The sequence below is a fragment of the Streptomyces sp. NPDC058291 genome, from assembly GCF_042880855.1.
In the GTDB taxonomy this organism is placed as follows: Bacteria; Actinomycetota; Actinomycetes; order Streptomycetales; family Streptomycetaceae; genus Streptomyces.
Genome location: NZ_JBHVYK010000140.1, coordinates 1 through 12,391 on the forward strand (window position 1 = coordinate 1; position 12,391 = coordinate 12,391).

General features: G+C 72.8%; 17 protein-coding genes. 11 read left to right on the top strand and 6 right to left on the bottom strand.

Features of this window, described 5'->3' with window-relative positions:
* Window positions 1-307: 307 nt before the first annotated feature.
* From ACFVYK_RS36645 to ACFVYK_RS36675, 7 genes are all read left to right on the top strand, one after another.
* Entirely contained in the window at window positions 308-964 is a 657-nt protein-coding gene (locus tag ACFVYK_RS36645) for a hypothetical protein (protein ID WP_389781063.1), read from the top strand.
* 153 nt (window positions 965-1,117) lie between these two features.
* Window positions 1,118-1,405: a hypothetical protein gene (locus ACFVYK_RS36650; protein WP_389781064.1), complete on the top strand. Its 288-nt coding sequence runs from the start codon at window positions 1,118-1,120 to the stop codon at window positions 1,403-1,405.
* 166 nt (window positions 1,406-1,571) lie between these two features.
* Window positions 1,572-2,072 (top strand): DUF5949 family protein, encoded by a 501-nt coding sequence (locus ACFVYK_RS36655; protein WP_389781065.1) that lies wholly within the window; start codon window positions 1,572-1,574, stop codon window positions 2,070-2,072.
* Entirely contained in the window at window positions 2,072-2,668 is a 597-nt protein-coding gene (locus tag ACFVYK_RS36660) for a vitamin K epoxide reductase family protein (protein ID WP_389781066.1), read from the top strand. The genes ACFVYK_RS36655 and ACFVYK_RS36660 overlap by 1 nt, the downstream gene beginning before the upstream one ends.
* Window positions 2,669-2,842: 174 nt before the next feature.
* Window positions 2,843-3,364, top strand: coding sequence for a hypothetical protein (locus tag ACFVYK_RS36665; RefSeq protein ID WP_389781067.1), 522 nt, complete (start codon window positions 2,843-2,845; stop codon window positions 3,362-3,364).
* A gap of 180 nt (window positions 3,365-3,544) precedes the next feature.
* A complete protein-coding gene (locus ACFVYK_RS36670; RefSeq protein ID WP_389781068.1) occupies window positions 3,545-4,030 on the top strand; it encodes a tyrosinase family oxidase copper chaperone in 486 nt (161 codons plus the stop codon).
* A complete protein-coding gene (locus ACFVYK_RS36675; RefSeq protein ID WP_389781069.1) occupies window positions 4,014-4,880 on the top strand; it encodes a tyrosinase family protein in 867 nt (288 codons plus the stop codon). The genes ACFVYK_RS36670 and ACFVYK_RS36675 overlap by 17 nt, the downstream gene beginning before the upstream one ends.
* A 60-nt stretch (window positions 4,881-4,940) precedes the next feature.
* Here ACFVYK_RS36675 and ACFVYK_RS36680 read toward each other — a convergent pair whose 3' ends face one another.
* The 4 genes from ACFVYK_RS36680 to ACFVYK_RS36695 all read right to left on the bottom strand — a co-directional run bounded on the left by ACFVYK_RS36680 (window position 4,941) and on the right by ACFVYK_RS36695 (window position 8,579).
* On the bottom strand, window positions 4,941-5,255 hold the full coding sequence (locus ACFVYK_RS36680; protein ID WP_389781070.1) for a chaplin: 315 nt from the start codon (window positions 5,253-5,255) through the stop codon (window positions 4,941-4,943).
* A gap of 140 nt (window positions 5,256-5,395) precedes the next feature.
* Complete coding sequence (locus ACFVYK_RS36685; RefSeq protein ID WP_389781071.1) at window positions 5,396-5,674, bottom strand: acyl carrier protein; 279 nt, start codon at window positions 5,672-5,674, stop codon at window positions 5,396-5,398.
* A complete protein-coding gene (locus ACFVYK_RS36690) occupies window positions 5,671-6,747 on the bottom strand; it encodes an HAD-IIIC family phosphatase (RefSeq protein ID WP_389781072.1) in 1,077 nt (358 codons plus the stop codon). The genes ACFVYK_RS36685 and ACFVYK_RS36690 overlap by 4 nt, the downstream gene beginning before the upstream one ends.
* Window positions 6,744-8,579: a GNAT family N-acetyltransferase gene (locus tag ACFVYK_RS36695; protein ID WP_389781073.1), complete on the bottom strand. Its 1,836-nt coding sequence runs from the start codon at window positions 8,577-8,579 to the stop codon at window positions 6,744-6,746. Before ACFVYK_RS36695 ends, ACFVYK_RS36690 begins: the two co-directional genes overlap by 4 nt.
* Window positions 8,580-9,009: 430 nt before the next feature.
* On the opposite strand from ACFVYK_RS36695, the gene ACFVYK_RS36700 reads away from it, so the two are divergent.
* Both ACFVYK_RS36700 and ACFVYK_RS36705 read left to right on the top strand, forming a co-directional pair.
* Window positions 9,010-9,390, top strand: coding sequence for an S-adenosylmethionine decarboxylase (locus ACFVYK_RS36700; RefSeq protein ID WP_319172048.1), 381 nt, complete (start codon window positions 9,010-9,012; stop codon window positions 9,388-9,390).
* A 35-nt stretch (window positions 9,391-9,425) separates the two neighbouring features.
* The gene (locus ACFVYK_RS36705) at window positions 9,426-10,271 is read left to right on the top strand and encodes a 4'-phosphopantetheinyl transferase family protein (protein WP_389781074.1); all 846 of its coding nucleotides are present in this window, start codon (window positions 9,426-9,428) and stop codon (window positions 10,269-10,271) included.
* A gap of 119 nt (window positions 10,272-10,390) precedes the next feature.
* On the opposite strand, the gene ACFVYK_RS36710 is transcribed toward ACFVYK_RS36705, so the two are convergent.
* Window positions 10,391-10,642 (bottom strand): hypothetical protein, encoded by a 252-nt coding sequence (locus tag ACFVYK_RS36710; RefSeq protein ID WP_389781075.1) that lies wholly within the window; start codon window positions 10,640-10,642, stop codon window positions 10,391-10,393.
* A complete protein-coding gene (locus ACFVYK_RS36715) occupies window positions 10,621-10,956 on the bottom strand; it encodes an Lrp/AsnC family transcriptional regulator (protein WP_389781076.1) in 336 nt (111 codons plus the stop codon). Before ACFVYK_RS36715 ends, ACFVYK_RS36710 begins: the two co-directional genes overlap by 22 nt.
* Between ACFVYK_RS36715 and ACFVYK_RS36720 the strand changes: the two genes are divergently transcribed.
* Window positions 10,951-11,466: a hypothetical protein gene (locus tag ACFVYK_RS36720; RefSeq protein WP_389781077.1), complete on the top strand. Its 516-nt coding sequence runs from the start codon at window positions 10,951-10,953 to the stop codon at window positions 11,464-11,466. The two genes, ACFVYK_RS36715 and ACFVYK_RS36720, sit on opposite strands and share 6 nt — an antisense overlap.
* A gap of 81 nt (window positions 11,467-11,547) precedes the next feature.
* Window positions 11,548-11,754, top strand: coding sequence for a hypothetical protein (locus tag ACFVYK_RS36725; RefSeq protein WP_389781078.1), 207 nt, complete (start codon window positions 11,548-11,550; stop codon window positions 11,752-11,754).
* Window positions 11,755-12,391: the final 637 nt, after the last annotated feature.

Genomic DNA, 12,391 nt, shown 5'->3' on the forward strand with positions numbered 1-12,391 from the left:
CTCCTCCACCCGGGTTACGTCAACACCCACAAAACCCCCGTGACGACCCCCCCCCTCGCACACCACTCGATTCCCCCAACCCCGCCCCCCGACGCCCGGGGGGGCGCCGTTAACCCGTCGCCGACGACGTTGCCCCGGAAGGGGGAACGCGGCCCGCCCTGCTCGGCGGGTCCCGACGAGCTCCCCATCAGGGCCGATGCCGGTCCGGTGAGCTGCGGAGACTCACAGGGCGCGACGGTTGTGTTGCGGGGCGCCACGGCGCTTTGCACGGTGGGCACGAGACCGGACGCAATCGAAAGGATTTCCCATGCGTGGTCTGCCCATACGGCGTATCGCTCCCACCGCACTGTGCGCCTCCCTCGTCCTCGGCCTCGCCGCCCCCGCCGCCCTGGCGGCCGACGGAGCCGCAGCCCGCGAGCGCGTCGCAGCGGCCTCCCATGCGCCCGTTCCCGGCGTCGCCGCGCTGCTCGCCCAGGGCAAGGGCCTCGGTGATCTCAGCACCGTCCTGGCCCCGGTCGCCGAGACGCTCAACACCGTCCTCAAGGCCGACGACGGCCGCCTCACCCCAGACCAGGCGACCCGGCTCGGCAACGCCGTCAAGACGGCCGTCGCCAAGGTCACGACAGCGACCCCGGCCGCGCCCGCAGCGCCGGACGCGCCCGCCGCCGTGCCGCCCGCGCCCGCCAAGGGCGGTGACGACGCCACGGCGAAGGCGGCCGCCGACCCCGTGTCCGACGCGCTCGCCGCCGTGCAGAAGGCCGTCGAATCGCTGCTCGCGGCCGCCACGTCCCTCGACGTCGGCCAGGTCGTGTCCGCGGTCACCGGTGTCGTGGACGGCCTGCTCGACCTGCTCTCTTCGACGTTGGGCGGACTCGGCCTGAGCCTGCCGAGTCTGCCGGCCGAGGCGGCCGCGGCGACCCCGGCCGCGCCGGCGCCCTCGCTGCCGCCGCCGCCCACCCGCTGACCGTCGCCCGAGCATCCCCGCACCCCGGCGCATCCGCCGGGGTGCGGGATTTCGCGCGTCACCCGGTTTCCGCATTCGGCAGGCCTCGTTAGGCACGACGTCAGAACGTGCCCCGGTGACTTGAGTTGCCGAGTCGCCGAAGAAAGGAATCCGATGAAGTCCCTGAAGGCTGCCGCTGTCGTTGCCGGATCCGTGGCCCTCGCCGGCCTTGCCGCGCCCGCGTTCGCCGCCCCCGCCGACCTCACGCCCACCAGCCTCAACGGCGCCGTGGACACCCTCGCCAGGGGGCCGGTCAACCTGGAGGACGCGATGCCCCTCCACCACCAGTCGGACGCCCTCGACACCGAGAACAAGGACTCCGTGCTGAGCACCGTCAAGGGCGCGGCGGGCGCGCTCAACACCCACCACGGGCTCCTCGGCGGACTGCCGCTGCAGGGCTGAGCCCCCCGCCGCCAGGGCCGGTCCCGTCACCGACGGACCGGCCCTCGGCGCTGTTCGAGGCGAGTCGAGCGGCGCGTCCCTCGTTCGTGTGGAGCGACCCGCCGAAGTCCCCCGGTCGGGTGAGAACGCTTCCGGCCGCCCGCCGGTGCGCCGATAGGGTCGCGCGGTGACCTCAACCCCGAGCGCAACCCGCCCCTTCCGCGTGGCCGACCTGGGCACCCTCGTCGTGATGCCGTGGAGCGGCGAGGCCCCCGACGGCCATGACATGCCCTACCTGCTGGCCTACTCCCTCGGCGACACCGCGGACGGGCCCGAGGGGACGGCCGCCGCCGTCGCGCGACTGCTCGCCGACAACGGCATGCCCGTCGGCGGCGACGTCGTCGACGGCACCGAGCGGCCCAGCCTGCCGTTCAGCCTGCTCGTCGAGTCCGGCGCGGCCGTGCTGAACCTGCCGGGTCTCAACGCCCAGTGCCTGCCGCCCGCCGAGTGGCTCGCGGCCGTCGGCGAGCGCGGCTACGCCTACCTCGTCCTCACCGCCCGCGCCTGGCCGGAGGCCACGCCCGGCCGGGCCGTCACGCCGGAGGCGCTGGCCGCGTTCGCCGGCGCCGAAGAGACCCTGGCGGCGGCGGCGCACATCGTCCTGCCCGCCCGCCGCCTGCGCGGCTGATGCGGCGGCCGCAGCCGGCCGCCGTGGGCGGCGGCCGCGCGTACGCCCTGCTGCTGGTCCTCGCCGGAGCGGCCGGTCTGCTGGCCTCCTGGGTCATCACCCTCGACGAGTTCAAGCTGCTGGAGGACCCCGGTTTCACCCCCGGGTGCAGCCTGAACCCCGTCGTCTCCTGCGGCAGCGTCATGCGCAGCGACCAGGCCTCGGTCTTCGGGTTCCCCAACCCGATGCTGGGCCTGGTGGCCTACGGGATCGTCCTGTGCGTGGGAGCGAGCCTGCTGGCCCGGGCCTCCTTCCCGCGCTGGTACTGGCTGACGTTCACCGCCGGATGCCTCCTCGGCGTCGGGTTCGTGTCCTGGCTGCAGTTCGAGTCGCTGTACCGGATCAACGCGCTGTGCCTGTGGTGCTGCCTCGCCTGGGTCGCCACGATCCTCGCGTTCTGGTACGCCCTCGCCTTCGACGTGCGCCACGGGCTCCTCCCGGCGCCGGCCGGCGTACGGGACTTCCTCGCCGAATTCGCCTGGGCGCCGCCGCTGTTGCACATCGGGGTGATCGGCATGCTGATCCTGACCCGCTGGTGGGATTTCTGGACGAGCTGACGTCCGCCCCGCCCGAACGGCCTGACGTCCCCCTTCCCCGCCGTCCGCCGCGCCGGTACGGCGGTAGGACTATTACGGCACTCGGGGGAATTGTGAACTGATGCCGTTTTCCTGCTCGTTACCCGGTACGGACGCAACGCCCCCCGAACTCCACCGAAAGGGCCCGTACCCGAGATGAAGTCGACCACCCGAGGAACCCTCGCCGCAGTGCTCACGTGTGTGGCGGCCGTGGCCGGCGCCGCCGCCTGCGCGAGCCCGGCAGCCGCGATCGGCACCGTCCCCGTCCCCGTACCGCTGGACGGCGTCGAGAAGTCCCTCAACGTGGAACTGCCCACCATCGGAGGCGAGATCCCCCTGCCCACGCCCGGCGCGCCCGAGGGCCCGCGCTTCGTCGAGGGCCGTCTCATCCCGGAGCGTGTCGTCCCCCAGCTGCCCGTCGCCGCCGGTCTGCCCGGCCTGGGAGTGCGGGCTCCCCTGCCGGAGGTCCTGGGCAACGGGTTCAACCACGTCGGACTCGACGCCCCCGCCTCCGACCTGCGCACGCTGGGCCCCGGCTTGACCCTGGACGCACCGCTCACCGCGCCCAACCCCGACCACTACGGCCTGCCGGACCTGAAGCTGCCCGAGGCGGGCGTGCTCACCCCCGTGCTGCAGACCGTGCCCGGCGCGGACCTCGGTCTGGGACAGGGGCGGTAGAGCCGCGGGCCGGCCGCCGCGAACACGGGCCCGGACGCCGTCGTCCGGGCCCGTCGCCGTGCCCGGATCCCTCCCGCCGTCGCGGGCCGTTCGGACGCGGACGGTGACCATGCGGCCCCCTCGGCGGTTAGCCCCTCGGACAACCGCACCGGACCCCGGTCCCGGACGAGGGAGCACACCATGGTCGTCAGCGTCGACGGAGTACCCGTGAACGCCGCTCCGGCAGCCACGGCCAGATCCGGGCCGGCCCGCCGCGCACGCCGCCGGGACCTGCTGCGCGGACTGCTCGGAGCGGCCGCCGCCCTCGCCATCGCCCCGGTCGTCGCCGCCTCCCGGCCGCCGCGGCCGGCGGACGGCGGACCCGCGCCCGCGGACTCCTTCGACGAGACCTACCGGGGCCGGCGCATCCGCGGGGTCCTCACCCCGTCGCGATCCGCCGCGGCCGGCGCCCGGTGGGAGGTCACGGTCGACGGCCGCCCGCTGCACCTGATGCGCCGCGCCGACGGCACCTGGCTGAGCATGGTCGACCACTACCGCTCGTACGCCACCCCGCTGGAGGCGGTCCGCGCCGCCGTCGACGGGCTCGGACCGGGGGAGCGGCTGCGCGAGGACGGTCCGGCACACCACCACACGCACATGGGGGGACACCATGGCCTACATCCGTAAGGACGTCAGCACGCTCACCGGCGCCGAGCGGCGGCGCTTCGTGAACGCGCTGCTGGCGGTCAAGAAGAGGGGCGAGTACGACGAATTCGTTCGGACGCACATCGACCACTACGTCTCCGACGGCGACGGCGGCCTGCGCAGCGCCCACATGGCGCCCTCCTTCCTGCCCTGGCACCGCAGGTTCCTGCTGGACCTGGAGACGGCCCTGCGCCGGGTCGACCCCTCGGTGACGGTGCCGTACTGGGACTGGACGCGCGACCGCGCCACGACCGCCGCGCCCTGGACGAAGGACCTGCTCGGGGGCAACGGACGCCGCTCCGACCGCCAGGTGACGACCGGCCCCTTCGCGTACGCCACCGGCAGCTGGACCATCAAGGAGAACGTGACCGACGGTGAGTTCCTCACCCGGGACCTCGGCCGCGCCGCCAGTCCGATCGACCTGCCGACCAGGAGCGACGTGGAGGCGGCCCTGCGGGACCCCGTCTACGACGTCTCGCCCTGGGACTCGACGGTCACCCGGGGCTTCCGCAACAGGCTGGAGGGCTGGGGCTCCGGCCCGGGCAGCTCCGCCTGGCGCAACCACAACCGGGTGCACCGGTGGGTCGGCGGGGTCATGCTCGGCGGCGCCTCCGTCAACGACCCCGTGTTCTGGCTGCACCACGCCTTCGTCGACCTGCTGTGGACCCGCTGGCAGAGCCGGCACCGCGAGCACCGCTACCTGCCGGCCGAACCGCCCGGTCCCGGGACCCGCCAGTACCGCAGGGTCGTGGCCCGCCACGAGAAACTGCCGCCCTGGAACGTGACCCCGGACCGGCTGGAGGACGTGTCGCGGATCTACCGGTACGCCTGACCGGAACAGGGGAGAGCCCCGGCGCTCGAGGTGCCGGGGCTCTCCTGGGGGGAAGGCTGGTCAGTCGCCGTAGCCGTTGTGGCCGCCGTGCTTGTCGCCGCCGTGCTTGTCGCCGCCGTCCTTGCCGCCGTGGTCGCTGACGTTGGCGCAGGTGTTGCCGAACGCGGGGTTCAGCAGACCGACGACGTTGACGGTGTTGCCGCAGACGTTGACCGGGATGTGGATCGGAACCTGGACGACGTTGCCCGACAGGACGCCCGGCGAGCCGATCGCCGCAGCGTTGGCACCGGCGTCCGCCATGGCCAGGCCGGCTCCGCTGACCACCACGGCGCTGGTACCGAGGGCGACAGCGGCCGCCTTCGCGATGCGAGACATCACGTTCTCCTTAGGTGATTCGGTTCGTGCGGCGGCAGGGGGCGCCGTCGCACTCCCCGTTCAACGCCGCCGCCCGGGCCGGGTCACGGCACGACTGTACGGATCACCCTTTTTGAACAGCGTGGAGTACAGACGGGTGGCTAGGAGGGCTGGAGATGGGCGGTGACGAAGTCGCTCAGGGTGGCGATGGACTCCAGACTGTCCAGGCTCAGGTCCAGTGCGGCCACGTCCACCCCGAAGCGCTGGTCGACGGCGCCCAGCAGGGTCACCCCGGCCAGCGAGGTGAGGCCGATCCGCGGACCGAACAGGTCGGTGTCCGCGGGGAGTTCCGCGACGTAGGCCTCGTCCAGGCGGGCGGCCTCGGCGATCATGGAGCGGAGTGCGCGTTCCACCGCGCCCCGGTCCCGGGTGTCCGTCACGCCTCGGCGTCCTCTCGTTCGGTCACCCGCAGCCAAGCGGGCGGCTCGGGCGGTTCGTCGTGCAGGCTCCTGCCCAGGACCGCGGCGTCGGCGGCGGCGCCGGGATCGTCCGTGCGGCGCAGGCCCGCCTGGCGGAGCAGGATGCGCATCTCCAGGTTGGCGTCCGTCGGGCGGAGCGTCACCCGGAACTCCTCGGCGCCCCGCTCGCGCGCCCGCCGCATCAGCCGGAACAGGAAGGCCGCCGCCGCTCCCCGGCCGGCGACCCGGCAGGAGAGGGCGAGCAGCGGGACGGACCACGTGGCGGGGGCGGTGCGGTCGACGAGGGCGGCGCCGATGACGCCGTACTCGCCGAAACGGTCCGTCATGCGCGCGGTGTACACCTCGTGCCCTTCCGCGGCGGCCAGCTCGCGCAGCCGGTCGGGGGCCAGGCCGGAGGAGTTCAGGCGGTGCGTGCGGGCGGCGAGCTCCAGCGCGCGGGGGACCTCGCCGGGCGTGGCCGCGCCGACGGTGAGGCGCATGTCGCACCAGCGCAGGAACTCCTCGCGCGAGCCCAGGAAGCGTTCGCCCTCGGCCCGGCGCGTCTCCTCGGTGCGGTAGCGGCGCACCCGCTCGCGTGACTCGGGGGTGACCTCCCGGCCCTCGAACGCGGCCAGCAGCGCGGGGACGTCCTCGGGGGCGAGGGTGCGCACGCCCGGCAGCAGGGCCTCCACCTCGGCGCGCTCGTAGGGGGAGTCGTCCACCAGGAGCAGGGCGTCCACCGCGATGCCCAGGTCCTTCGCGATCCTGCGCAGCGACTCGCTCTTGTCCTGCCAGGAAACCTGCGGGGCCAGGAACCGTTCACGCAGCGCCGGCACGGTCTCCAGCCGGTCGAGCACCGACGGCGCGCTGCGGCTCGCGATGCTGCTGAGCACGCCGAGGGCGGCCAGCGCGTCGATCGCGGCGAGCGTCCCGGGGCGGGGCGTGGGCAGCGCGTCGGTGGCCGACTCGACGGCGACGTCGTCCCACAGGGTGCCGTCGAGGTCCCAGACGACGCACTTGATCCCGTCCGGGTCGAGACGATCCGTGGTGCTCATCGGACGCCGTCCTCCTTCGGCAGGAACAGCTTCATCGACAGGCTCGTCGGGTCGAAGCCGAACTTGCGGTAGACCGTGCGCATCGGGACGTTGCCCACGTGCACCCTGCCGACGACCTCCGTGATGCCGTTGGCCAGGCAGAACTCCAGGCCCGCGGTGAGCAGGAGTTCGGCGACGTCGCCGCGGTTGTCGACCGGGGAGGCCGCCAGGGAGCGGAAGTTGGCGTAGCGGTCGCCGGTCATCGCGTTCTGGTTGATGCTCACCCAGCACCAGCCGACCGGTTCGTCGCCGGGGCGGTGGGCGACGATCATGCCCTCCTTCGACTTCTCCATGGCCCGGCCGAGCCGGGTCTCCCACCGGGCCGGGTCGTCGATGGCGTCCTCGCCGAAGGAGACCCGGGCGATCTCGGCCTCGAACCGCCCGATGGCCGGCAGATCGCGCTCGTCGGCCTGCCGGGTGACGTACGGCCGGGCCCGCTCGGCCAGCGCGGCGCGCTCGGCCTCGGTCGGCGGACGCCACCCGTACGTGCGCGGGGCGGGAGCGGCGGCGGCCGGGCTCCCGGGAGCGGTGACGGGGGAGGGTGCCGCGGGAGCGGTGACGGGGGAGGGGGCCGCGGCGTTGACGGCGGACGGGGCCGCGGCGGGGGCGGGCGGCCGGCCAGAGGGCTGCTCGGCCGACGCCGGAGGCTCCTCCACCGGGACCAGGCGGCCCGGACGGAAGGGACCCCTGCCGCACTCCGGGCAGCCGTCCTCGCGCAGCGCGGCGACCGACGTCCAGCGGGCGCCGGGGCCGACCCGGATCCGCGCGTCGCACGCCGCGCACGTGTACTCGCGCTGCCGGGTCCGCTTGTCGCCCGTATAGAGGGGACCGCTGAACTCGCCCTGCCGGGAGGCGGTCGAGGTGGTGGTCAGGAGGTGCTGGAAGAAGCCGACGCCGCCGAGGATGCCGCTGCCCTCGTACTCGTTGAAGTTGCGGATGTAGCCGTTGGTGACCAGGCCGAGCGCCATGATCTCCCGCTGCACCTCCAGCATCTCGTCCGGGCTCTTGCCGCCGAAGGAGAAGAAGACGCTGTGCGCCGGACCGGGCCGCAGGCCCTCCACGGCGCGGGAGAGGAAGAGGCGGGCGCCTTCGGGCGTGTACGGCGGGTCGGTCATGGCCACGTCGTGCTGTCCGTGCAGCTCGGCGGGCAGCGGATGGCGCAGATCGTGCTGGACGGTCTCGACGCGGGTGCCGAGACCGGCCGACGCCTTCTGGACGTGGTCGAGGATCTCCGGCGAGATGTCCACGACGGTCACCCGCTCGACGATCGGCCCGCCCAGCACGTCGCCCACCACGGCGACGGCCAGGGACACCAGGTCGTCGTCGCCGATCAGCAGCAGCGAGCCGCCCGGCAGCGCGCCGGCCGTGAGCAGCGCGAGCACCCGCCGCACCTTGGTCTCGGCCGTGCAGTGCGACTGGTCGATCGCCATGTCGGCGGCGGGCCCCGACTCCATCAGCGCGCGCAGCCGTGTCACGGCCTCGTCCAGCACGTCGGGGATGACCAGCTCACGGCCGTCGCAGGCGCGGCAGGTGGCGTCCAGGACGAGGTCCATGCCCAGCGAGGCGACCAGGTCCGCGCCGGCGTCGGTCAGCCGGGACGGACGCGCCTCGGTGACGAGACCCCGGCGCCGCAGCTCGTTGCCCAGGGCGGCCACGATCGGTACGGGCAGGCCGGTCGCGCGGCTCAGCTCCTTCGTGGAGGCCGGGGCCAGCCGGCGCAGGGCGCGCAGGACGGACCGGACTCCGGGCGGGCCCTCCTGGAGCCGGACGGCGTCCGCGACTTCCGTGAGCACGGAATCGGCGGTGGTGCTCCGAGGGTGCCGACGCGCGTTCGTCACAATGCTGCTCCAGGCAAGCTGATTGGTGGATTCCGGGACTATCGAGTATACGGGCTGGTGAGGGGCCGGCGGTCCGGCACCCGCGATGGGGAAACGGCAGCGGAACGGCGGGGAAGGGAATACCCGGAAGGCGCAATACTGGGACGTTCCTCCCGCGGCTCTCCCGAACGCATTCCGGAGTAATTCCCGTGAACGTCCGAAGGTGTCGAGGAAATGCATTTCGGAATGGCTCGGACCGGTTCTCCATCGAATCCGCAGGGCACCCCCCGGAACCCTCGGCGCACTGTGCGCGCGAGCCGCCGGGCGCCCCGGATGCTACTCTGGGCACCACCGAGCGCCTATAGGAAAGGAGACGGGGGCAGCGATTCGTCACCCCCGGTTCCCCATGACCAACTCCGCCAGTCTCGCCACCGAAGGTATAAACGTCGACGATCTGTGCTCTTATGCAGTCGACGTATGGGTGAGCGACCACAGCATCCTGACCGACGAGGAGCGCCTCCTCAAGGTGCTGCGCACGGCCGCCGAAAAGGGAAACGCCACGGTGCTCGGTGAGGCGTCGCACGTTTTCCCGAACGGCGCCGTGACCGCCATTCTCCTGCTTTCCGCCTCGCATCTGAGCATTCACACCTGGCCCGAATTCAGCCTGGCGAACGTGGATCTGCTCGCTTACGGCCGGCTGAACGGCGAGCGGATGATGCAGAGCGTGGAACTCGGCCTTTCGCCGACGCGTATCAACGTGACGCGCATGCTGCGCGCCGTGCACTGACCGCTCTTTCCCCTCCGCGGTCGGGACGAGGCGCTGTGCCAGGACATCCCGTGCAGGTGTGGTGGGCCCGCCTGTCCGACGCCCGCCCGGGTCTCCTGGCACTTCTCGACCCCGTGGAGCGCCGCCGCTACGAGGCGACCGTCGACCGGGCGGGCCGCGAGCGGTTCCTGGTCGGCTGTGCGCTGAGCCGACTCGCCCTGGGCGAGCTGCTCGGACTGCCCCCCGCCGACGTCCCCCTGCGGCGCGTGTGCCCGCGCTGCGGCGGCCCGCACGGCAAGGTCCGGCTGGACCTGCCGCAGGGCGGATGGCCGCTCGGTGGGCCTGACCTCGACTTCTCCGTCTCCCACAGCGGTGCGCTGATCGGCGTCGCCGTGTGCGAGAACGGGCGCGTGGGCCTCGACGTCGAGGACGTGGACGTCGCTGTGGACGTCGACTCCGCCGCTCGCGTCGCGCTCGCCGACTCCGAGCTCGTCGCGCTCCACGCCCGTCCGCCCGGCGCGCGCAAGTCCGCCTTCCTGCGCACCTGGACGCGCAAGGAGGCCGTGCTGAAGGCGTTCGGCGTGGGGCTGGGGGCGCCGCTGCGCGATCTCGTGCTCTCCGACCCCGGGCAGCCGCCGGAGGTGCTCGGCCGGCCCGAACAGCTCGACGGCCGAACCGGCCTGCGCCTGACGGACCTGCTCGTGGACGAGATCCACCCCGCGGCGGTCGCGGTCGCGGCGGCCGCCGCGGTCGGTCCTCCGGGGACTGCGGGGACTGCGGAAATTCCGGGGACTGCGGGGACTGCGGGAACTCCGGGAAATCCGGGGACTGCGGGCGTCCAGGAGGCGGTGGACGGGTTGCGGATCACCCTGCGGGACGGCTCGGCCGCGCTCGCCGGGTAGGTACGGGGGACGAGCGCCCCGCGCGACTCGCGCTGATCACCGGCCGCTGATCACCGCAGGGAGAGCGCCTCGGTCCGTCTCCTTCCCCCTGGATGTCCGAGCGCTTCGGCCGACTACGGTCAGTGCGCTTCGGCCGCCTCCTTTCCCGCCGGGGCGTGCGGCAAAACGGCCTGGGCGCCCCTGCGGACGAAGACGGCCGTGCCGAGCGCCGCCATCAGCGCCAGACCCGCGGAGGCCAGGTACACCGAGCTCAGACCGTCGGCGCCGGCGTCGTGCAGGACGTCCAGGGTGGTGCTGCGCCCGCTGGAGAGGGCGTTCTCGGCGGCGGCCGGGTCGTCGACCTCGCCGTTCAGCGCGCCTGGGTGCCGCACGAGATCTCGGTGCCGCCGGACAGCAGGTGCACCCAGAACGTGTCGCTGCGTCGGGCGAGCGCGGCGGCGATGCCGCCCGCCGCGTCGGGGGTGCACCGCAACCGGATGGTCCACGCGACGTAACCGAGCCGGGAGAGGTTCACCGAGGCCACCACCCTCAACAGACCTGCCGAGTAGAGACGGTGGTAGCGGCGGGCGACCGTGCTGGCGGAGACGCCGAGCACGTCGGCGATCTTGTTGAACTGCACCCGCCCATCGATCTGCAACGCGTGTGCGAGGTCGCGGTCGATCTTGTCGAGGACGGTGGAATGCATCCGCTGATGCTATGCGCGCGCAGGATCCGTCAGAAGTGCTCCTCCAGGTGCACGCGGCCGGTCGCGGCAGGGGGACCGAACGACGGCAGGGGACCGAACGGCCGGAGGAGAACCGGACGACCACAGGGGACCGGACGGCCGGAGGAGAACCGGACGACCACAGGGGACCGGACGGCCGGAGGAGAGCCGAACCACTGCGGGGGACCGAACGACCACAGGGGACGGAACGGCTGCACGGGAGCCGAACCGCCGCAGGGGATCCAGCAGATCAAGTGCGACCTGGTCGTCGTCCCGGACGAGGCGGCGCCACTGCTGCGCGCGGACGAGCTGGACCGGCGGCTGTTCAACGTCGCCGATCTGATCGAGATGGGCTACGACGACGCCAAGTCGGCCGCGGTGCCGCTGATCGCGGCCTACGCCCAGTCGAAGTCCCACTTCTTCGTGGAGCCGACGGCCCCCGCGGCAGCAGGCTCACCCGCCGGCTCAAGGACATCCACGGCGCCGCGCTGACCACCGAGAAGCGGCAGGCGCGCACCTTCTGGACCTCCGTCGCGCCGCGGGGCAGGTCGGGGCTTGCGCGATCATGAGCGCATGGAATCGTGGGCGATCAAACACTTCTCGCAGGCCAACCCGGCGGGAACGGGGCAGGATGACGTGCCTGCGCTGCTCCGTAGAGTCGCAGACTCGATCGAAAGTCTCGGCTTGGTCGAGGTTCAGGATCTCGTCATGCATACGGAGGTCACCGCGGACGGCGGTTGGCCGAGTCTTACGGTGTACTTCAGCGACGCTGAAGACTGACGTGGATGCACGCGGACGCGCTGCACTCGGTCCGCTTCCTTATCAGGTCGATCATGCGGGGTCGGCGAGGTTGGTCTACCGGCCCTGGTCCTCGGCTGGCCGTCCACCGGGTGCCGTGTCGACCGGAGCAAGCCGCGACGGCGGAAGCGAGATGGCGAGCCCTTGGGCCATGACTTCTTCGTCCTGCAGCAAGTGGGGAGGGCTGCGCCTGGGGGTGGTGTGGCGACGGCCCAGCGATCCATGCCGTTACGCACGGTGTGTCGAAGGGCAGCTGCCTGACCTGAAAAGGCGCCTGGAGGCCGTCGGGGATCTCCCCGAGCCGACCGACGGAGACGGAGCCTTCTCGCCGAAAAATTCGACACGTATGCGACACGGCCACCCGCGAAGACCAGGGGCCTGTCAGCCGGACGGCCCGAACCTCCCCTTGATCGTCGGGGGAGTCTCCGGGGCTTCAAGGTCAAGGTGCAGCGATGGCGCGGCGCGGTATGGCTGGACGCCGACCTGCCGTGGCTTGTCGCGGCGGGGCGGCGCGAGGACGGCTCGGGCGATGACTTCTATGCGGCCCTAGACGAGTCATTCCGATGTGATCAGTTGCGGCTGAGCGCTTCAGTTCGCGAGTGAGCGCTCGGCATCGAAG

What these genes read in the sequence shown, in the direction of transcription:
- ACFVYK_RS36645 (WP_389781063.1), top strand. Translation starts at nt 308, where the DNA reads ATGCGTGGTCTGCCCATACGGCGTATCGCTCCCACCGCACTGTGCGCC.
- ACFVYK_RS36650 (WP_389781064.1), top strand. Translation starts at nt 1,118, where the DNA reads ATGAAGTCCCTGAAGGCTGCCGCTGTCGTTGCCGGATCCGTGGCCCTC.
- ACFVYK_RS36660 (WP_389781066.1), top strand. Translation starts at nt 2,072, where the DNA reads ATGCGGCGGCCGCAGCCGGCCGCCGTGGGCGGCGGCCGCGCGTACGCC.
- ACFVYK_RS36665 (WP_389781067.1), top strand. Translation starts at nt 2,843, where the DNA reads ATGAAGTCGACCACCCGAGGAACCCTCGCCGCAGTGCTCACGTGTGTG.
- ACFVYK_RS36670 (WP_389781068.1), top strand. Translation starts at nt 3,545, where the DNA reads ATGGTCGTCAGCGTCGACGGAGTACCCGTGAACGCCGCTCCGGCAGCC.
- ACFVYK_RS36675 (WP_389781069.1), top strand. Translation starts at nt 4,014, where the DNA reads ATGGCCTACATCCGTAAGGACGTCAGCACGCTCACCGGCGCCGAGCGG.
- ACFVYK_RS36680 (WP_389781070.1), bottom strand. Translation starts at nt 5,255, where the DNA reads ATGTCTCGCATCGCGAAGGCGGCCGCTGTCGCCCTCGGTACCAGCGCC.
- ACFVYK_RS36690 (WP_389781072.1), bottom strand. Translation starts at nt 6,747, where the DNA reads ATGAGCACCACGGATCGTCTCGACCCGGACGGGATCAAGTGCGTCGTC.
- ACFVYK_RS36700 (WP_319172048.1), top strand. Translation starts at nt 9,010, where the DNA reads ATGACCAACTCCGCCAGTCTCGCCACCGAAGGTATAAACGTCGACGAT.
- ACFVYK_RS36720 (WP_389781077.1), top strand. Translation starts at nt 10,951, where the DNA reads ATGCATCCGCTGATGCTATGCGCGCGCAGGATCCGTCAGAAGTGCTCC.
- ACFVYK_RS36715 (WP_389781076.1), bottom strand. Translation starts at nt 10,956, where the DNA reads ATGCATTCCACCGTCCTCGACAAGATCGACCGCGACCTCGCACACGCG.
- ACFVYK_RS36725 (WP_389781078.1), top strand. Translation starts at nt 11,548, where the DNA reads ATGGAATCGTGGGCGATCAAACACTTCTCGCAGGCCAACCCGGCGGGA.